Below are 22,727 nucleotides of genomic sequence, written 5' to 3'. Positions count from 1 at the left end.
TGTATTTAAATTCGCTTTCGCGAAAGCGAAACATAATAGTAATTCTTAAACAAAAACTTGCTAAAAAGATTATAAAATCTATTTAGCAAGTATGTTCTAACGAATAATTATATTTGATACCATAGAATTGAAACTCCTACATATTAGAATTTTAACTGTTCTATTTTATCCCAAAGCCCCCAATAGGCTCCTACTTCACCTTCAGCTCCTTTTTTCCAAGACTCATCAAATGAGGAAAAATAGAAAACATCAATATCGTTTTGACTTGACCAAAGTTGTGCGTTTATAAAATACTTCATGGCATTTACCGCTGATGAATGTGCCTCTCTTAAACTCTCCCCTTGACTAGGCCAGCCCGTTTCTGTGATAATGACTCTTTTGCCCTGGCTTACATTGACCACTTGATTAAACATGTCGTTCATGTGGCCTATTGAATAATCTATACTTGTTCCTTCCCAATACGGGTAGCAATTGGTTAAAATAACATCAGAATGCTGTACTAATTCTGGATGTACTACAAACTCATAATAGGCGTCCACATAGCCTACTGGAATATTTGGTAGCGCTTCTTTAACTCTTTTCATGTATTCCAATAATTGCTCAATAGAAAGGTCATTGCGGTAAAGCACTTCATTACCAACAGCTGCAATATCTACGAAACCTTTATTTGCAAGATCTATCAAGGCTTCAATCTCTAATTCGTTTTTCTCAAGGTCATCACTTAACCAGGCTCCTACGAGAGTTTTAAGTCCGTATTTACGAGCCATTTGTGGCACAAATTCATTTCCCTCTATACAGGAGAATGACCGTACCCATTTGGTATAAGGCTTCAGTATTCCCATACGTCTTTCCACCTGTTCCATCGTGATGTGATCTCCAGGTTGCTGCCCATCTTCATACATACTAAAACAAATCCCATGCATCCCCTTCTTTAAGGATTCATTCCATAATTTACCTAAATCTTTTGTTTCAGTATACACAGTAAAATCAACTCCCGAACTGTCTATATGGTCAGGGTCATGATGCTTTTGGTATTCTTGGTACGGGTGATAATCTTCGTTTCTAAATGACATTATTAATATTTTAAATTTTCGTTTTTATCCCATAATCCCCAACGTGCTCCTACTTCTCCTTCTTGTCTTATTTTCCATGACTCATCAAATGATGAGAAATAGAAGGTTTCTACTCCTTTATCTTTTGCCCAATTGGTCACGTTTACAAAATATTTCATCGCATTTATTTTTGAAGGAGATGCGTCTTGGTTATCGTTACCTTGGTTTGGCCATCCTGTTTCTGTCACCATAACAAGTTTATCGTTTGCTACACTACATACAATGTTATGCATTTCATTGAGGTATGCAGTTGCGTTATCTATATCACAACCTTCCCAGAAAGGATAGCAGTTTGCTAGAATTACATCACATTCTTCTACTAATTGAGGATTCTCCACAAATTGGTAGTAGGCATCCACGTAACCTACCTGAATATCAGGAACAGCAGTTTTCACCTTTCTTACGTAGTGTAGTAATTCATCCAAAGTAAGTTCTTCTCGTAATAGCACCTCATTACCCACAACAGCGATATCTACCATTCCTTTTTTAGCCTGTTCAATAAGGTTTTGAATTTCTAAATCGTTTTGAACTTTATCACCACTTATCCATGCACCCACCATTGTTTTTATACCTTTAGAACGCGCTGATAATGGAATAAGTTCGTTTCCTTTAGTGGTAGAGAAAGAACGGATCCACTTCGTATACGGTGCAATTATCGCCATTCTTTCGTCTATTTGGGTTCCCGTAAGGGTATCACGCACATCCTGACCCTCTCTGTATGGACTAAAACAAATACCGTGTAATCCAGCATTTAAAGTGACTTTAAATTGTGCTGCCAATTCTAAAGTCGTTGTATCGTTTCTAAGATCAGTTGGATACTTCGATGTTCCCTCAAAGAAACCCAATGACTGTAGTTTGTTTAAAGCGTAGTAAGAAGAACTTATAGGCTTGCTTACCGGTTTTTTTCTGAGGGCTAGCTCTGCACTGATTTCTAAAGATCTTTTTTCGGTAAGATGATAATTACGCATGATCCACATAGCTCCTAGAGTACCAGCTATTGGTAAACCCGAGTAAAACAATCGTATTCCTGTAATGGAGGCTTCAGAATTAACTGCATCAGGTACAAATCCTACTAATGACATGATAACACCTGTTAATAGTCCTGCGATGGCAAAACCGAATTTTACCATCCACCAATAAATAGCTCCAAAAACACCTTCTCTTCGCTTTCCTGTGTTCAATTCATCTATATCGATAACATCTGAAGTCATGGACATCATTAGTGTAAACAAACTTCCAATCCCAAAGGAGAAAAAAGGTAAAGCAAATAAAAACAAGTAAGGCTTTCCAGGAACAAATAAAAACCAAAGCATCACATAACCTACCACTGATATTCCTTGAGACCATAAAAAGGCTTTCTTCTTTCCTAATATTTTGGACATCTTTGCTACTATAGGGATGACTAAGAAAGTCGTTACTAAAGCACCTATACTCCCTAATAGCGTTGGCCAAAGACCAGCTGCTGCTGCATCTCCATTGAATAAATAATAAACTACAATAAAGAATGAGAATCCTGCAACCGTATTAAATGCATTAAAAATCAAGAAGGTTGAAAAACAAAGTTTTTTAAAATCTTCAATCTTAAAGGCCTCTCTAAAATTATCAATAATTTGTTTCACACTGCCTCCTATAGTTTTCATGGTTAAAGGAGTCAAACTATCATCATCTACAGTAGAGTTGCTTTTTATAAAAAAAGCAGGAACCATAGCTAAAATAGCACAAATAACACCAACCCAAATGGCTATAGTTCTAGTGGCAACTGCCCCATTCTCAAACCAAGAAGGGTCATACATAATCACCCAAAACCAAGGTGCTATTACCCAAGCCCATTGTCCTATCCATTGTGCAACAGCCATAATGTCTGTGCGCTCATGGAAATTATCACTCATTTCATAACCCATAGCTACATAGGGAACGCTAAATATGGTTAGCCCTAAATAGAAAACTAAAGACCATAACAAAAAATAAGTGAAATTATAACTTAACGAATCTACTTCATAAAGTTGCCACATCAGACTGAATGAAATCCCCATCATTACGGCACCTATCAAAACATATTGCCTTCTTCTACCCCAAACTGATTTTGTATTGTCTGAAATAAAACCCATAATTGGATCGGTAATCGAATCAAATACACGAGGTAGGAAAAATAAAACCCCCCACATCCAAGTAGGGAAACCTAGATTCTGAACTAAAACCACCATGAAAATACCTAGTGCCGCAGGAAACATCTGGTTGGCCAACATTCCAAGACCGAAAGCCACTTTCTGGCCAAAATGAACTTTATGAGTAGTGCTAGACATAAGATTAGTTTTTGGTTGGTATAATAACAGTTTGTAAGCTCTGTGCACCTAAGTTGATGCTGACCACGCTTTCGCGAAAGCGCAGTTCATAATTCTTACCTTCCATACCTTCATTAAAAATAACAAAAGCAATAGTACCGTCTGGATTCTTTGCTGCGGTCACCATAAGGTCTTTATCTGTATGTTGTACCTCAATAACTTGAGCTCCTGGACGTATATATTTACTAAAATGTGCCATGGTATAATAAAGCGGTGTAAAATACACTTCATCATTATCTGGGTCTACAATTACCGGAGCAACACACCAATTTTTAAACCAGTTAGGTCCTCCTTTACGGTCTAGAACCATGTTCCAATCTACCCATCCATCTACCCAATTATTCATACAACCTATAATATCTCTAGCATAACGGTTTACAGGAGCGTATTTAGGATGCAGGTATTTTTCTTCTTCTTTTGCCCAGTCCCAGCCCCAATCTGTTGCCTCTTTAGACCAGTACCATTGATCATCGCGCCAGTGTGGCACTTCAGAATCCACACAACCTTCGGTCTCGATCAGGTATTTTTTTGGTGCTTTATGATGTGCATATTGCAGCTCTTCTGGAAAGTAATCATAAGTACTTTCGTACCAGTGAATAGCTGTTCCATCAAAATATTTGGAAGATGCCTCATCTCTATACATCTCATCTACCCATTCTTTAAGTCCTGCTCTATTTTGATCGTAACCTAGAATAACTTTATCTCCATAACCATCTGCTTCTAACTTGGGGCCCAAATGATACTCTACAAAATCTGTCATTTCCTTAGGAGTATAATGCATACTTTCCCAGTTATTTCCATTTCCATGCGGCTCATTTTCTACCGTAAAACCCCATATAGGAATGCCTTCGGCTTCATAAGCGTCTGCGTATTTAGAAAAGAAAAGTGCCCAGGTATCATAGTATTTAGGCAGTAGTTTTCCTCCTACCCAATCATTATTATCTTTCATCCAAGGTGCTGCTGTCCATGGGGATGCAAATAAATTAAAACCATCCTCAGACGCTGCCATAGCATCTTTGATCATAGGAATTAAATCATCTCTATCTTCCTCTATGCTAAAGTGTTCTAAGTTCACGTCGTCCTCGACTGGAGAGTAGGAATATTGTGACAAAGAAAAATCACAACTATTCATATGCGTGCGCGTTAGCGAGTAATTTGCTCCTTCACGAGAGAAATAAGCATTGATGATGGTATCCCTATTTTTTTTACTCAATCGATTGAGCAAATAAGCAGACGACTCTGTAAATGCGCCGCCAAACCCAGTAATGGTTTGAAAGGTTACCTCATCATTGATAGTAATTACAGTGGTACTGTCTTTTACTTCAAAAGGCATCACTTTAGACAGATGATTACCAGATGCAGAAGTCTCGTAAACTTCTACATCCAGTTTTTCTCTTTCCTGTTTACAGCTTACCATAAAAGCTGTGAATAAACAAATTGTTCCATATTTAATTAATCTCATTTTGGTTGGTTTTATCCCTCTTCATCATTCAGCCTGCGTTATTTTATTTTAAAGGTGGTAATAAGACGTCTTTCATTAATTCCTCTTTATTGCCATTATAAGTTTTGGTAATAGGCTTCCCCCCTCTAGTTAAACCTATAAAAGCACCTTCATCTACCCGATCCCAAAGCGCATATTTTGCTTTACCATCAAGAGTAAAAAGTCCAAAGTAATTCTCAGAACCTAGCTTATTAGCAGCATCTTTCCATCGCTCATCAAATGCCTCAAAATAAAAACAAGAAATCCCCTCTTTATCTGTCCATTCTCTCATAAAATGATAGAATTTTGCGCTTTTATACTCATCTGTAGCTCTTGATCCATCTGGACCATAATGTCCATTTGAAACCGATGCCCATCCTGTTTCTCCTATGTGAACTGGCTTATCAACACCTATAACATTCATATACTCCACAACACTTCTGTATTGTGATTTTGCATAGTCTCTTGCACGGCGCATAGCGGTATCCATTTTCTCATGAGTTGTCAAACTCTTTTCAAAATTTAATGTTCCCCAAAATACGGCATTGTAATGTGTATCGTGCATAGGATAAGTATGTAAGGACACATAATCAACAGCTTTCAAGAGTTTAGTCAAGTCTGGTGTGTGATAGATATAATCACCACCACCCCAAGAGGCAAAATTATCTGAACTGGTAATCCATAAATTTTTAGAAAGCTTACCTTTTTTCTTCAAGCCTTGTAAATGGTTGACCCATTTTAAAATAACTACAGGTTGCACATAATAACTGGCTGCCCATTTTACCATGGCCTCATTACCTACGGCTATTACTTTTACAATATCTGGATATTTGATGGCTAAGGCAACGGCTCTAGCTATCTCACCAGCGTTTGCCTCGCTCTCTACGTTATGATCTGGTTCTAAACCAGTCCAAGCATTTTTACAATCAATCCATGCTCCCAGCATGACATACATTTCAAAATCTGAATCTTCCTTCTTAAGCTCCTGTATCGCAGCGAGAATATTAGAAGCATGTGGTAAACTAGGTTGCACGTTATACGTGCGCAACACTTTTATACCCATGGCTGCCATGATTTTGATGTCTTCTTTTAGTTGGGCTATAGTAGGTTGTTCTTCTCTAGAAATCCCTCTATAACCTCCATAAGAAATAGCTTGATAATCTGGGTTGCCCAAAATATCTACTGCATTGATTTCTTTCGTCTGTTTCACTTCTTCCTGCTCTTTTGGTGCATTACCACAACTTCCTAGAATCAATAATTGTCCTAGTACTATTCCTATTTTAAAACTGCGGTTGATGTTCATTGGGTTAATTTTAAATTTCGCTTTCGCGAAAGCGAACTGATCACTTATCTATGATTCCATTATCTATTTGATCACTTCTACAGTTATATGATTGATCTCCCCTGTGCGCTGAAACAACTTTTCACTGGTTGTTTTATCCAGTTTCAATTGCCCAAAAGTTTTCTCCGTACCATCTTTAAATGCAATTTGCACACTTTCTTGATTAGACTTCGTATAAATCACAGGAACCTGACAATAGGTAAACGCAAGGGATCCCGCACTTACCGTTATGGCCTGTTTATTTCGATCTACGTCTATGTAGTTAAATTCTTTATTTTTTGCCAGAAACTCTTGCTTGCGCAACAAGCTAGGTTTAAAGGAAAGTACGCCATCAGAGACAACAATACCTAACTCGCCAAAACGGCTCAAAATATCTTCTTTTACCTGTCCAGTCATTCCTGGCTGTTGCGCACCTTTTGTAGCTGGCGTATGCGAGTAAGGGTCTGTAGGAACAGCTCCATATAACTCTGGTGATTTATGAGCACCTATTCCTGCCTGTATCTCGTAATAATGGTCTAACATCTCACCTATTAACGCATCGCTTTCTCCGTCATTAACTGCTTTTAAACAACATTCTTGTACAGCCAGCAATAGCTTGGAAACCATGTGCCAATAAATAGAACCTAGTCCTTCAAAACCAAAGAATGTTCCTGATCTACCGGTAAAAGCTTTGTGATTAAAAACAACTTCAAAAGTTTTTTCTAACTGTCTTTGTTCCTTGCTAACAAGACTGCTATAATTCCCTTTAGCTAATTGCTTAAGGGCTTTTTTAAGGCTATTTACATTATTGAAGCTGGCATTGAAATGATACGCCCCAGTAAGGTCTTGAACGATGACTTGTTGATTGTCATCTTTGAGTAATTGTTGCAACAATTCTGATTTAGAAACCAGCTCATTAGGAATGATATTCTTTTCTTCAAATCCCGGTAAGTTCTTATTAGGATATAGGATATAACTGTACTGATCTTCTCTAAATAAGGCACTTGACTTTAACGCGTTCATAACCTCTAAAGCCTGTACTGATGTTAAATATCCAGAGCTTAAAGCTGCTACTTGGCCTTCTAACATTTCTGATAAATAGGAAATACTCACGTCGCCGTTATCCTCTAATGTCATCAAGTTATAAGCGTGATACATTCCGTCTTTACGCTTATTTGCATCTATACTATGGTCCAAGTATTTTAAAGTAACCTCTATAAATTCTAGTAAGCTATCTTTTGAAATATCTTGTTTTTTACCTGAGAAATTATGGTCATAAATATTTTTTCTATAATCACTTGCAGGTTGAGACACCCCGTCAAGAACAGCTCTGCGTTGGGTGTCGTTCAGTGAACCTTCTAATAAACCTTGATGATCTTTCAATGTAATGCTTACTGCTGTATAAAACACCTTTAGATCTTCAGATATAGAGGAAGACTCAAAGTCTGCCTCCTTAATAAAACCTTTAAAGTAATTTAAGAAACGTCTCAAATAGTAAAGGGTTACCATAGAAACACCGTTACCTACTAAGGCATTATTAGCATCATTCCATTCTGGTCGTTGGGTATTTAACCATATTCCAGCTTCAGGAATCAGGTTAGAAACTTTAGCGAGGACGGTAGCTAATAATTTCTCTACCAGGTTTACTTTATAAATAGCCCCTGATGTATCCCTTAATAAAGAACCGTCTGCACCTAATTGTTCCCGACGTTCTTCTATGACTTCTTGTAAACGGTAATCAAAATCAATAGTGTCTTTAGGGTCCAGTAAAATGTCTGCATATTCCTTAATTTTATAAGGAACATTTGCGTAAACAAAGAGATTTTCATTGAGGAAACTATCTAGTTTACCAGGGTAATAATCTTGTATAAACTCTAAGAATTTAAGCAAATAAATAATCTGGTGATCTCCCCAATATCCAATATAAGACCAAGGGTCATCTTCTTCTATTACTTCCCAGTCAAATCCTCCTTTTGTTACTCGATAAGGATTATAACCATCAAAGGTTGTCGCGTTCAAAAATTTATGAATCATTCCATCGATAAACTCTGGATACGAATGAGCGAGAGCTTCCCAATTTTGGAAAATATCACGCCAGTTTCCTTCATAGTCTAATATTTTAGAGCCATCAATTTCACTACGTGTGTTGATAGAAAATTTATTCCATGGACGACTAGGGTCACCGTGTCTTCTACTAAACTTTAAAGGTAAGTACTCTATTACTAATCTTTTAAAATGCGGATTATCATGAGAATAAGCTATTTCATTTAAATTATCTAGATCAAAATCTGCTGGCAGGTCTTGAAGCAATTCTTGGGTACTTTCAAACACCTCTATATTTGCGGCTTCTAAATATTCTAAAAAGTCCTGCTTTTCAATAACATAGTTGTTATCAAAAATTCCACCACGCATGATATTGAACATGGTATTTGCAAAATGGCGGTTGTTAGTTAACGGATCTGCTGTTAATTGCAAACCGTCTGATGCAGCTATAAGCCCTACTAATTTTTGAGAACCCAATGCTATATCCTTTTGAATCTTTTCTATAAGATGAGCATCTGTCTGAATCTGGTTGGAGATATCATTTATGGTAACGATATTTTGGTTCACATCTGCTAGGGTATACCATACTTTATTATCTCCAGCATTGAGTTGCATTTCTGAAACAGTAAAATAGGCTCCTTTTTCTGCCTTAATATCTGTCTCTTGCTTTACTGCTATTCCTTTTCTGAAATTTTCTAACTGAAGGCTAGACAACAAATAAGTAGGATGATCTAAACCTAGCGACCAGGCTATGTTTGCTTTGAGCGCTTCACTAGGCTCTGCTTTATCAACTATTACAGCACTTAAAGCTATAATTCCAATACCGGTTTCTTGCTTAAGCTCTGATCTTTTGTAAGCGTCCACTAGGTTACTTGATGCCTTTTGTAAATCTTCTCCCACATTTGCTGGTAGCATGTTTTGCAAACCATCCAACACGGTCATTTTTAAAGAACCAGAACCCTGATTGATCAACTCTGATTTTTTGACAAATCCATAACTATCACTAGAATTCCAATGGTATCTATAGGTAAGATTTAAATCGTGGTTGATCTCTTCAAAAACCAACTTGTTACCGTACGCATTTTTATAGAGGTTGCGAGTAATTTTATAGATACCGGAGTATCTATTTGAAAAAGGCTCCCATAATAAATCACGGTCTCCGTTGTGCACTCTTATGATTGTTTTACTACCCGTAATATCGTTAGACTCCGTAATCTTATCATCGGTATAATATGGAAAAAGCGCCGAGTCGCTATTTTTGCGTCCCGCAGTAAGACCACCATTGCTCGAAACAAACATCCAGTGGTTGGAATCACTTACTATGCTCATAAAAAATGGGCGCATAGCATCGTGATTACTTATTTTATAATATTTTTCGTTTTCAAAATCAACAAGTTCCCCTTTGACTTTACTTTGATCAAAAGCAGCTTTTTGGTTCCCTAGGTATATAGAATTTTTGGTCATTGGATAATTTATAGTTCTTTATGATATCCCTTAAACTACTTTTAATTTAAGGGCATTAAATGTTTTTCAATAGCTATTTCGCTTTCGCGAAAGCGTAACAATTGCATGAGCATTTGTTACAATTAATTTCTTTGTATAAAACTTACTCATAAACGCGTACATAATCTACATACATCGTTTGTGGATAAACAGTATTTAAACCTGGAGCACCTACAAATGTACCTCCAACAGCAACGTTCATGATAATATAAAACTCATGGTCATCAAACACCCAGTCGCCAGTAACGTCTTCAGGTGTAATTTGGTTATAAAGCACCTCGTCAATATAATAATTTACATAACCAGGTCCCCATTCTATGCCATAAACATGAAAATCGGTATCTAACCTGTCTGTAACTAAATCATATTGTTTAGTAATGGCCTGACCTCCAGAATAACCTGGACCATGCATACTACCGTGCACTATGGTAGGTTCCTGACCGCGGTACTCCATAATGTCTATTTCGCCTATTTGTGGCCATGCTTGAGCACCGTTACTATCATCTCCTAACATCCAAAACGCCGGCCATAAACCTTGTCCCCAAGGAAGCTTGATTCTCGCTTCAAAACGACCGAATTTTTTTTGATACTTCCCTTTTGTAAGAACTCTTCCCGATGTATAGTCAGAACCTTGAAAGGACTCTTTAAGAGCCGTAATTTTAAGCATCCCATTTTCAACCACCACGTTTTCTGGACGGTCTGTATAATATTGACGTTCCTCATTTCCCCATCCAGGTATTCCTTGAGCTTCACCGTTTCCTAAATCAGCACCCCATATTAAAGGATCCGGAGCACCATCTACACTAAACTCATCTTGCCAAACAAGATTGTTTTTTGTGGTTACTTGTTGCTTATCATCTGGAGAACAGCTAAAGATTACCGCTGCAGCAGCGACTAGAAGTCCAAGACGAATTATTAACTTAGTATGTATCTTTTGAAGTGTGATGTTCATCATTTCTTTTATTGAATTGTTGGCGTCTAATGATTAGTTGTAGTAGTATACATTATCTATATAAAAATTTCTCAATGAAGAAAAATTAATATTTTCATAGATAATGAGTCCTATATTATCCCTATTAACTAGGGTCAAAGGAGCATCAATGCTGACCCAACTGTTAGCCACTACTTGATTGCGACGTACAAATATTTGTTGTCTAGAATCATCACCACCATTATCCACCCCATTAGGGCCCCAATCTTCTATAGATATTAAAAAGTCAAAATTGTTTGGCACCGGACCTGGGATATACAGGTCAAAGTGCACCATAGTCATACTCGATGCATCCACTAATGGATTAGCAGTTTGGGTACCTACATAATTAAAATTGGTGTAATTTAAAATATGGTCTCCATTCACTGAAAAATCAGCTGAGCCAGTAGAAGAACCAGGAAGCCAAAATCCATTATAATAGTCTACAGGAACATTCGTATACGCATCACTAAAAATAGAGATCACATTAGCAGGGTCTCTTGTAGGTGTAGTTGGCAATTGAAAATTACCTTGTGAATTAATCGTTAAAGAACCCGCCGCATCAATCCCAGCAAGCGTTGCCGTAATTACCGAAGTTCCTGCAGCCGCAACAGCAATATTACCTAACGCATCCACTGATGCCACGTTAGGATCAGAAGCTGTGAAATTATAATAGCTAGGAGCGACTGTTATAGTTTGTTCTAATCCAGAAGCTAAATTGAATGTTTCTATTAAACCGGTAACTGCTAAATTAACTCCTATAAAAGAGCTAGTAGCTGCATCTTCACCGTTAGAGATAGCAGGTCTAGGTTGTGCTACTGTGGCCAAATTTTCAAATTTGATATCGTCCATCCAGACAATATACCCGGAACCACCAGTACCCTGAGTTCCCATAGCATACCAAAAGGCACCACGCTCCTCTACTAATTTTGAAGGATCTGGAATAGGTATGGTCACTTTAGACCAGTTCGTACCTACATTTACATTGTTTGCGGTTACTTGATATTTATCTTCTAGAAAGTCTTGACCAAAACCAAAAGCATCTACACTTACTCCTCGAGAAGCTTTTACCCAAAATGTAAGCGCGTTAAAGCCAGATAAATCTCTCCCGGCTCCATCTACACGAAGAATTGCCCCTGCATAATTCCCTGTAGGATCAACCGCGTTAGGCACGTCTATACGTATGGAAGAATTACTTTGAAAACCTACTTGCTCATCCACTGAAAACGCGTCTGGTTTAGAACCTGCAAAAGGTAAATAAAAGTCACTTCCCATACTTACAAATGCGTCTGTATAAATCTCTCCTGTCTTTGAAAAGGTTGCTGGTATAGCGTCATCTGACAGATCTCTCTCGCAACCTACTGCTATCATAAACACGACTGCTAGTGTTAGAGATATTTTATAAAAAGTTATTTTTTTGGTATTCATTTCTTATTCTTTTTTTCTTTAATTAAAAATACAACGGTATTTTTATGTCATCCTTACAATAATAACTGCCTATTTGTTATTTGAACAGCTATATTAAACATGCAAAGAGGTAATCATAATTTTCTAATTTGATTGATTAAAGGTTACCAATTATCCCGCTTTTTAAGAACTTTTTCTACTGTACAATTAATGTTACATTATCAATATTAACCAACCCAGCTTCTCCATTAGAATCAAATAATACTCGAGCATTAGTGGCTCCGAAATTTGTTGCGGTTAAAGTTAACTGATATTGCTGTTGGGTGTCCGTGATGCTTAAAGGCTGACTATTATTAGCAAATGTTCCACCACTTAATCCTATTCCTGCTATGACATCTCTATTGCGATCCGACCACGCGTCAAAAGTTAATACATAAGTAAACCCTTGAATAATTTCTAATTTTTGGCTCAAGTTCACTAAAAACGGCTGGTTTGAATTAGGGTTGGTTATGTTTACTTGATAATAGGTATTACCTGCAAAAGTAACAACTGGTGCTGGACTATTATCATCCACTCCTTGGATCCAAGGGGTAACACCATTTTCAAAGTCTCCGTTAGTCAACAGACCACCATCAAACAATTCGTCAATGAGTATGGTATCTTCAAAACGAGCCATTGCACCATCATTGTTAGTGACTTGTAGCACAACAACGTAGGAGCCCCCCGCGCTATAAGTCTTAATAGGGTTAATTAACGTTGAAGAAGTACCATCTCCGAAATCCCATGCAAACGTAGTAGCGTTACTAGAAGTATTGATAAAAGTTACTGTACCCGTATTTTGATTGATCGTTTGTGTAAATCCAGCAGCGACATTTTGCAGCACAACGGCATCATCTTCACTACAACTCATAAAAGCTATAGAAATGAATAGCGCAGCAATTACTTTAAATCCTTTATGTGTTTTTATCATCTTATTAATTTTTAAAAGTCAAATGAATTTATGAGTAAAAGATCCCATTTGAAATTATGAATACTAAGTACCCTAAATAGGATTCCTGTTTATTAAGGTTGATATACTCTTACGTAGTCCACTAACATGGTTTGTGGAAAAACAGTTTCTGCGTTTGGAGCACCTGGCAAGTTCCCCCCTATAGCTACATTAAGAATGATATAAAATGGTTGATCAAAAACCCATTCTCCTTGACCATCAGTTTCTTCAAATACATCTTCCCTTGTAATTTGCTGGTACAGCACATCGTCTACATAATAATTGATATAATCTGGTGCCCATTCGATACCGAATACATGAAAACCAGTATCAAATCTATCATTTTCTAAGACATATTCTTTGGTAATAGCATCCCCGGCAGAATATCCTGGTCCATGAGCACTACCAAAAACAGTAGTAGGCTGATCACCTAGGTACTCCATGATATCAATTTCTCCACATTGCGGCCAAGCATTTTGATCACAATCATTTCCTAACAACCAAAATGCAGGCCAGTAACCTTTTCCATAAGGAACTTTGATACGAGCCTCAAACCTTCCATAAGCCTGCTCAAAAAGACCTTCAGTTTTAATTCTAGCCGAAGTATAGTTAGAACCATTAAAGGCTTCTTCTTTGGCTGTGATTAATAAATAGCCATTTTCTACGGTCACATTTTCAGTCCTATCGGTATAATATTGAAGTTCATTATTACCCCAGCCGTCATTACCGGGTCCTGTCCCGATATCGTACGTCCATAAAGCGCTGTTAGGTGCACCCTCTACATCAAACTCATCTTGCATTACCAAATTATTGAATTCAGCAACAGTTTGTGTTTCGTCAGGGTCACAGCTAGCCATCATTAAAAATGATACTACTGCAACCGACTTAAATACAATTCTTATACTAGTCTTGTTATATATATTGTTCATTTTTCTTTTGTTTGATGTTGTTTATTAGCCTTTTTACGGAGTATAGAAGTATATATTATCCAAGATAAAATTGGGCCCTCCAGCTAAAATAATTGCTCCCAAATTGTTTTTCTGATTTGCAATAGCGCCATTTAGTGGAATATCAAAAGAATTCCAGCCGTTTACCGTTACACCAGAAGCTGTAAATCTTCTATCAGCATCATCTCCTTCAGGTTGTCCTGTAAAAATATTTGTGTTGATCTCCCCGTTGGCACCAATATCTCTTATTTGAAATTCAACTTGAACACCAGCCTGCTGCACGTATACATCTACATGCATAAAGGATAATGCAGAAGCATCTACTGTATTATCAAAAATAATTCCTGTAAAGTTATTGTTTGTGTAAATTAAAACTGAATCATTATTAGAAGTGACTACAGTGGCCTGAGTAGTAGATCCACCAAAGTCTGGTGAAAACTCACTCGAAGTATCAATTGTGTAGGCATCGCTAAATATAGACTTGACATTTGACTGAGCTAAGGTTGGAACCGGAGCAGTAGGCAAAGCACCAGTAGAGGTAACTTCTAAAGATCCATTTGCTAAAACACTACTAATACTTGCAGTAATAGTAGCAGTACCAGAACCAACAACAGAAACAACTCCTAATTCATTAACTAATGCTACGCTGGTATCAGAGGATACAAAATCAAAATAAGAAGGTGCTGTTTGTACAGTTACATTATCCCCTGACTCTATGTTAAATGTTTGAGTGAATCCAGAAAGAGGAATGGATGAGCCTGTAAATGATTGTTGGACTAAATCCTGACCATTTAATATAACAGGTCTTGGTTGTGCGATAGTTCCTAAGTTTTCAAACCTAAGTTCATCGATCCAAAGCGTGTACCCTAAACCATTGGTACTTTGAGTGCCTGCTGAAAAAATAAACATTCCTTTTTCTTGAGTTAATTTTGAAGCATCCGGTATCGGCACCGTGTATTTTCTCCAATCCGTAGAAAGCTGTATATTTTCAAGACCTACAGCGTACTTATCTTCTTCAAAATCAGTACCAAAACCAACTAATCCGACTGTTGCTGTTAAAGAGCCTTTTGCCCAAAATGTTAAAGCATCGTATTGCGTTAAATCTCTTCCCTCCCCACGATCTTTAAAAATACCTCCAATAAATCCCCCATTAGGATCATTAGGAGCCGGCACCTCTATTCGAATAGAGCTCGTTCCTTGATAAGCCTCATTATCATCAGTCCCAAATCCTTCTGTATTAGCACCCTCCACTGGATCAAAAGAAATAAAGAAATCATCAGTTAATCCTACAGGATTATCTGTAAATATTTCTGCGGTATTAGGGAAGCTTGCTAATGCAGCATCATCTGAAATATCTCGATCACACCCAATGATTAAACCTAACATCAAAAAGACAAGGCTTAAATTCTTGAAATAATTGAATTTTATATTTTTCATTGCTCTTATATTTAGTTACCTATATTGATATGAACATAGGTTCTGATTTCCCACTCTGTTCCATCAGGGAATCCCACTGGACTTATAGTAGGCTCACTTGCAAATGCAGCAGCTGCGTTAGGACCAAATCTCCCTCCTGAATTAGCATCAAGAGATCTCCATGTTCCTCTAACACCTACAGTAGTACTAGGTAAAATAAACCAATCTGGTTTACCCAAAGTAGTAGAAACATCTAGCATCAATTGCATAGGGAATGTGATGTTAAAGTCTCTGTAGTAATCAAATGGTCCCCAGTCATTAACTTTCACTGTTGCAGTGGCTTTAATTGATTTATAAATAGCTCTTATATCACCGCCAAAACGTTTTATTTCTCTAGTACTATCTCCATTACCTTGACCATTACCGTAGTAGAAGTTACCTATAATTCCTAATTCAAGATTTAGTTTTGAAACGATACGTGTGTGTGCCTCGTATAAATCAAGTGCTGGTGCAGAGTTTGGAAACCTAAGAAAAGTTCGATCTGCTGCAAAACCGATAGCTGCGTCTTGAGTTGTAGGTAGATGACGGTATACAAATCCTGCACTCATAGCAAATTCTGCATCTTCAGTTCTATCATTATCCCATTGATACATCCAAGTTCCTGGTGTAGGGTCATAGGTGAATAAGATCTCACCAGCGGTAGTTTCTCTATTTCCCCTAACAGCAAATGGATCATCAATAAAGTTTCTTAATCTTCCTGGTGCTCCAACATTGTTAGGCATAGGGTCTACTAACGGCTTTTGCCATAAAAAGTTAGGTGCAATTTGCAAATCACCCATGGTATAAGTCATACCAGCTAAAAAGTTGGATTGATTACCACTACCGTTATCTTTTAATTTCCATCCAGTAAAGGTTTGTGTAGGATCTGCCCCTCCGTTTGCTACCAGTCCCATTACTCCACCTTGCATATACGCATTCACTTTCCCACCTTGATAGGTTACTTTAGCTTTCCCACCCCAGTTGTCACTTGACTTCACTTTATCATTAAAGACCGTATAATTACCTTCCGTTCCTGTAACATCTTGATAAGAAGTGCCATTTAAAGGACTCCCTCCCCAAATACCACCTAAGGTAAATCCAAATTGTCCTAAATCTCTTTCCACTACTAGTGTAGCTCTCTCCATAGGAAATGCGGGAATAATACCACTACGCACCTGATTTTGGTCTAAAATACGTACGCCATTTTCGTCTAGTTGAATTTCTGTTTGTAAATCTCTATGATAAATTCCAGTAATATTGAAATTTTCAATAGATCGAGAATATTTAAGAAGTGCGGTTGGATTTGCTCCCCACCATAATTGCGGCCCAAAAGCAGCCTTTAATCCTGCAAACTCATTTTTCCCATCTATTTCAAGCCCTAATGTTTCCCCTCCGTAGATATCTAAGTTAGGTCCATAATTAGTTTCAGGATATAAACCAAAGAAATCACCTTCATAACCCCAGTGATAATGACCTGTTCTATAAAAACCTCGTAGGTCAAAATCTTTTGCATTCCATTCATAAGACGCGTTATAAACTTGAACTCTATTCACATCTCTTAACTGAACAATACCATCTGGTGTTTCAACCTGCTGTGGACGCCCTCTATTTTCATAAAAGATTTCATCAATAGGGTTCTGTGCTACATTACCAAGTATGTTAAAGTTCACCTCACCTCTCATATTAGATGATGGATTCCCTTGTACTCCGACGAAATAGGATTCCATACGATCAAAACCTAACTGGTCCGGGTAAACAGGATTATCTGGGTCAGCATTGTCAGGAGTTGAAAGAAGAGTACCTCCCGTGTTAAAGGTGGTAAATTCAGCTCGTAAATTGCTTAATCGTATTTTATTATTACTGCCACCGCTTAATGCCGCCTTGTCACCTCTTGCTCTAAGTACAGCCTCCATTAACTGGATATTATCAAAATAATTAGTTACAAATTCTAAAGTTTTATTACCACTATAAGGATCTAAACTATGTACTTGTTTCAACGCATAATAAGCGGCTCGAGGGTAAAGATCATAAAGTCCTCTTTCATTAGAGGGCCCTTTAGCACAAATACCAAACCATTCTTCATTCATGTTCTTAGAAACACCATCAGTATCTAATGAGTATCCCTTACTCAACCAACTCGCCTCTGAATTATGAATATCCAAATCTTCCGTTTGTCCTCTTTTCCACCATCCATCACTAAACTGGAATGTAAATCCACCAATGGAATTTCCCGCTTTGCCTAGTCCCGCAGCATTTTGATAAATTTCCTTCCAGTTATTCACCATATAATAAGCCTGCATTTTTTGATCTTCCTTATTGTTTAATGCATTAAAAGCATCAGAACCAAATTCTGAAAACATCAAAGGCTTACCCAGTTCATTTTTAACTCTATCAAAAGCATCGCTAAAAGAAACACCTCTGTACATATTGGTTGCATATATATCCATATCAGTTAAATACTCAGCAACTAAATTCAAATACAACAAGTCTCCATTACAAATAGCAATAGGATGATCAGTATTGATTTTTTTCATTTCAACTACTGCTTCATTCATCAACTTATACATAGCTCTAGCTCTAGTGATGACAGTTCCCTCTGTTTCAATAGGAATATCTTCAGTTTCAGCACCACCCCATGATAAACCATAATTATTCTCATTCCCTAGCATGAACATCAAAAGACCAGAAGTACCCTTAAAATCCTTGACCAAATCAGTGGCTTCTTTTAAAAGAAATGCACGAGCCCTTGGATCTGCATATTCCGTATTAGACACATAAGATCCATCTAAAGTCAGACCATAACGACCAAAAGAATGGTTGATCATGGTATAAATACCATAATTCTCATAGATATACTCCACCCATTTAGGTTGCATACCTGTATAAACACGTATCGTGTTCACCCCCATGTTTTTCAATAAACCCATTTCTGAATCTAAGGCAGCCTTAATAAAGTCGTCCGGTTGCGCCCAAAAATTATAAGAAAAGTTTTCACCGATGGGGACATAATCCCAGTTCATACCATTAATAATAAATGGTTTTCCGTCTACCATAAGAGTATGGCCATTCATGTCTTCTATAACTGAAACTTTTTGATTTTGTGAAAAACCAAAAAAGGCAAAAAAGATCAACGAAATACTTAATAAAAGATTCTTCATGTGTAAAGAGGTATTGATAGGTTGGTACTGATAAATGATTTAATGTCTTCCTTTCTAAAGATGATTTAATTGTATTAATTTTAACGTGCTAAATATATATTTTGAAAAACTTTATCAACCAAAATCAAACACAACAAAAAATATACACAAGTATAAATATATATAAATCTGTAATAATTCCTATCGTATATTATAAAAAGCTTAAAAATAAGTATTTATAATTTTCGATTTGATAAAAACCACTCCGTATCATCAAGATTGATGTGGAAATGTTGAGTTATTTAAAACAATTCTATACAGATTTAAATCTCAACAATATAGCTGGTTAAACTATCATCGCGTGAAAGAGCTAATTTTTTACGCAAACGATATCGTTTTATTTCCACGCTACGAGGGGAAATATTTAATAGTGGAGCGATCTCTTTGGAAGATAAATTAAGCCTTAAATAAACACATAATCTTAAATCCCCAGAAGAAAGGGAAGGATGTAATTCCTTAATCTTTTTGAAAAAATCTTTGTCTGCATTATTAAATGCTTCTTCAAAAGTGAGCCAATCTTGCTTGCTGTTTAAATTTTTATCCAACATCTTTTTTAAAGATTTAGACGCTACCGTTTTTGGTAAATTGTCCAATTCAACTTTCAACTCATTAAGCGTTTCATTTTTCTTGATCATCGCCATCGTTGAAATGGCAAGCTCTTTATTTCTATGCTCAATATCACTTCTTAGTTTTTCATTACGCAACTCCACTAGATTCTTCTCATTAGTCAAGCTTTTTAACTCCAATTCTTTTTGCTGCTTTTGGAGTGCAATTTGCTTTTGCTTTTTAAAGTACCAGATATAAAAGCCGTTAAGCACTAAAATAATGAGGATCAAAATGACAATATATACGGCAATAGCTACACTAGTTAAATAATAGGGTCTGGCTACAGTAAAGTCTATGCTGTCTACGTTATCAGATATTACAGTATTCACCCTGGATCGCACCTCAAACGTATAATCTCCATAAGATAAATTTTTCAGCTCTGTGCTATTCACCTTACTCCATGCACTCCATTCTTCATCATCTCCCAAAAGTCTGTGCTGATATTCCAGGATACTTAGCGTTTTATAAAAAGGTGATGAATACGCTATCTGTAAATGATTGTTTTTATACGGAACTTCCGAAGGGTTCTTTAAACTAAGATTGGTTGGAATATTTTTATCAAGACTGTACAAATTATTGATATAGACCCTATGAGAGAGCATATTATCTAAATTTTGATGGAGTGTTGTATAACCATAAGAGTTACCTATTAGATAGTTCTTAGGACCCACCTTTGTTAAATTTTCATAACCTATCTTTTCTCTTCTCAGCTCGTGGCCTAATGGTATGCTGTCTATGTTATAACTGCCGTTTATATCTTCTATATTGATTTTAAAAATTTTGCTTTTATTGAAGAGCCATAAATAACCGTCATTTTTAATAAAAGTTCCAGAAGTGTATTCGCCGCTTGCAACTATCTTACTAAGCTCTTTATCTTTTACAAACTCACTCTTAGAATCTGATTTCACATATACGGCATCCCTTTTAGAAAAGAATATTCTGCCCTTAAAATCAGTGATATCAGAACCTATTCCTTTACCTAATTCTTCTATTTTCTCCAGCTTTTTAAGCTTTTTAAACTCTTGATCTAACGCTATTTTAAACACGCCTTTGTACTCGTGGTTGACATAAACCAAATCCTTATAAGCAATAATATCTTTGGAACTAATATCAAAACCTTCTATCCTATTTCGAAATTGCCATTGGCCATTGCTGTTCGTTAGTACTTGAAGTCCTTTATAAGTACCGGCTAAAATCAAGTCTGTTCTATTGGGTATGGAGTTTAATTGCCAAGTTCCAATAGTATTGTCAAGTCGCCTTGCTGTCCTATCACTTAAGACGAACACTCCTAAATGATGGTTACAAAAGACAGTTCCATTGTGTTCACTAATCGACCATACCTGACCTTCGGTACCATTAATAAAACTAAAATTTTCTTCATCCGATTTCTTGTAAAACAAACCTTGATTAGTCCCTATATATAAAATACCGTCACTTTGATAGGATGCATACACGGTACCCAAGTTCCCATCATTATCATTATAAATCTTGTAAGGCGAGTCAATACTAATAGAGCTAATACCGTTATCTAACCCAAACCATACATTTTTAGAACTGTCTTCATAAACATATAAACAAGTATTATTTGCTAATCCATCACCTTGATTAATTGCATAATTTACTTTACCCCTAAGGTTCATTGAAATAACTCCATTTGCTATGGTTCCCAATAAAATAGTATTATCACTTAACAATGAAGCACTATAAACGGTTATTTTTTGATCCAGCTCACAAGAACCAACCAGTGAAACATTACCGTCTTTGTAAACGTAAATAGCTGCATCTTGAGTAAGAAGATAGACTTTAGAATTGTATTCAAACATCAAGATAATGGTCTCCTCCAAGAAGAAATCTGTTGAGCCCTTTAACTGTGGTTGTTTATTGACTACCTGAAACAAGCCTTCCCCTAATACGTGATAATAATAAGTATCGCCTACTTGAAAAAACTTGTTGATCTCCGTCTGTTGAGCAATTTGTGATACTTCACCAGACTCGATATCATAAAAGTAGATACGGGAACGCGATTGAAAAAGAACATAATCATTCTTAACAATAATATCCCAAAACTGTTCGTCTTCTTGTAATTGGAACTTTGTCTTTTCTATAATAGACGTATAATTTAATCTACCACTGTCGTCCCGTATCCAATACCCAAAATCCATATAACAACCTGTATAAATACGGTCGCCTTGAGCCTTTACAGACCTCATGATACTTTCATTAGGGGTTTTATACAAGGTCCATTGAGACCCGTTGTATTCAAGAAGTCCTTTGTTATTAGCTACGTAGATAAAGTGGTCATCAGACTCAGATACCATCCAGTTTTGATTACCAGCGTGATATAAGGACGGCTCGTAATTATGAAGCGGCGGCAACTCCTGACTAGCGACAAGAGTTATCATTAAAAATAAGAATAGAGAAAGTAGGGTTTTCAAGAGAAATTCATTTACTCAAATATAGTAAAAAAAACACCTCAACATAATGAATACAGAATAGGTTATATTAAATCATAAACCACTGTAAATCAATTATTATAAATACAACATCTATTATATTTACCTCAACAAATTACTAGGCATTGAACCCGCGCAACTTGATAGCCGTGAGCACCTTCTTTGTATAAAGCGGGAAATCTGCATTTTGAATCCAGCTGTAATATCCAGGTTCTTGTTCCAATACATCTACTATACGTTTGCCTTTATGCTTCCCAAAATTAAAACACTCTTCTCCAGCGTCATTAAAAGCAAGCATACCCGCAAAATCAACTGGCTTTCTACGAGTAGAGAACTCTGCTAGAGATTTCATATTATTATCCAGTTCTGGATAACGATCTAATTGACCTTTTAAAACCTCGTAAGTAGCAATAGTATCCGCCTCTGCACTGTGCGCATCGGTAAGGTCTTTTTGGCAGTAGAATTTATAAGCGGCTACTAGCGTACGTTGTTCCATTTTATGGAAAATATTCTGCACATCAATGGCATTCCTATTTCCCATTTCAAAATCGATTCCAGCTCTCAACATTTCTTCCGCAAGCAATGGAATGTCAAATCGATTGGAGTTAAAACCAGCCAGATCTGCATCTTTGATGATATTATTAACCTCATGAGCTCTTTCTTTGAAAGTAGGCTCATCTTTGATCATATCATCTGTAATACCATGCACAGCAGTAGTTTCTGCAGGAATAGGCACGGTGGGATTCACTTTAAAAGTATAGGTCTTCTCCTCTCCATTGGGAAAAACTTTGTGTATAGAAATTTCAACGATTCTATCTTTAGAGATATTCGTACCAGTAGTTTCTAGGTCAAAAAAGCAAATAGGTCTGTTGAGTTGTAAATCCATAATAAGTGGTCGATTGA

The 22,727-nt window shown here is 36.7% G+C and carries 13 protein-coding genes; all 13 read right to left on the bottom strand.

Translation table 11 applies throughout. The features are described from left to right. Positions 1–143: 143 nt before the first annotated feature. Positions 144–1,073, bottom strand: a complete 930-nt coding sequence (locus F0365_RS09420; protein ID WP_169933461.1) for a glycosyl hydrolase family 17 protein — start codon at positions 1,071–1,073, stop codon at positions 144–146. Positions 1,074–1,075: 2 nt separating this feature from the next. Further along, positions 1,076–3,415, bottom strand: a complete 2,340-nt coding sequence (locus tag F0365_RS09415) for an MFS transporter (RefSeq protein ID WP_169933460.1) — start codon at positions 3,413–3,415, stop codon at positions 1,076–1,078. Between the two features lie 4 nt (positions 3,416–3,419). Next, entirely contained in the window at positions 3,420–4,871 is a 1,452-nt protein-coding gene (locus tag F0365_RS09410; RefSeq protein WP_410505483.1) for a glycoside hydrolase family 30 protein, read from the bottom strand. An 88-nt stretch (positions 4,872–4,959) separates the two neighbouring features. Next, entirely contained in the window at positions 4,960–6,237 is a 1,278-nt protein-coding gene (locus tag F0365_RS09405) for a glycosyl hydrolase family 17 (RefSeq protein ID WP_169933458.1), read from the bottom strand. Positions 6,238–6,300: 63 nt separating this feature from the next. Continuing rightward, positions 6,301–9,762, bottom strand: coding sequence for a hypothetical protein (locus F0365_RS09400; RefSeq protein ID WP_169933457.1), 3,462 nt, complete (start codon positions 9,760–9,762; stop codon positions 6,301–6,303). Between the two features lie 142 nt (positions 9,763–9,904). Further along, complete coding sequence (locus F0365_RS09395) at positions 9,905–10,756, bottom strand: family 16 glycosylhydrolase (RefSeq protein WP_169933456.1); 852 nt, start codon at positions 10,754–10,756, stop codon at positions 9,905–9,907. Positions 10,757–10,786: 30 nt separating this feature from the next. Then, positions 10,787–12,199 carry a glycosyl hydrolase family 16 gene (locus tag F0365_RS09390; protein ID WP_240961588.1) on the bottom strand — a complete coding sequence of 471 codons (1,413 nt, stop codon included), beginning with the start codon at positions 12,197–12,199 and terminating at the stop codon, positions 10,787–10,789. Between the two features lie 175 nt (positions 12,200–12,374). Continuing rightward, complete coding sequence (locus F0365_RS09385; protein WP_169933455.1) at positions 12,375–13,148, bottom strand: PKD domain-containing protein; 774 nt, start codon at positions 13,146–13,148, stop codon at positions 12,375–12,377. A 92-nt stretch (positions 13,149–13,240) separates the two neighbouring features. Continuing rightward, entirely contained in the window at positions 13,241–14,095 is an 855-nt protein-coding gene (locus F0365_RS09380; RefSeq protein ID WP_169933454.1) for a family 16 glycosylhydrolase, read from the bottom strand. 33 nt (positions 14,096–14,128) lie between these two features. Further along, positions 14,129–15,550, bottom strand: coding sequence for a glycosyl hydrolase family 16 (locus F0365_RS09375; protein WP_169933453.1), 1,422 nt, complete (start codon positions 15,548–15,550; stop codon positions 14,129–14,131). A gap of 11 nt (positions 15,551–15,561) precedes the next feature. Continuing rightward, positions 15,562–18,726 (bottom strand): glycosidase, encoded by a 3,165-nt coding sequence (locus F0365_RS09370; RefSeq protein WP_169933452.1) that lies wholly within the window; start codon positions 18,724–18,726, stop codon positions 15,562–15,564. Positions 18,727–19,028: 302 nt separating this feature from the next. Beyond that, positions 19,029–21,806 (bottom strand): sigma-70 region 4 domain-containing protein, encoded by a 2,778-nt coding sequence (locus F0365_RS09365; RefSeq protein WP_169933451.1) that lies wholly within the window; start codon positions 21,804–21,806, stop codon positions 19,029–19,031. A 136-nt stretch (positions 21,807–21,942) separates the two neighbouring features. Continuing rightward, positions 21,943–22,710, bottom strand: a complete 768-nt coding sequence (locus F0365_RS09360) for a 3'-5' exonuclease (RefSeq protein WP_169933450.1) — start codon at positions 22,708–22,710, stop codon at positions 21,943–21,945. Positions 22,711–22,727 lie beyond the last annotated feature (17 nt).

It is taken from the genome of Nonlabens sp. Ci31, from assembly GCF_012974865.1.
Lineage (GTDB): Bacteria > Bacteroidota > Bacteroidia > Flavobacteriales > Flavobacteriaceae > Nonlabens.
Note: the sequence above shows the minus strand (reverse complement) of the source record. Positions and strands in the feature narration are given on the sequence as shown.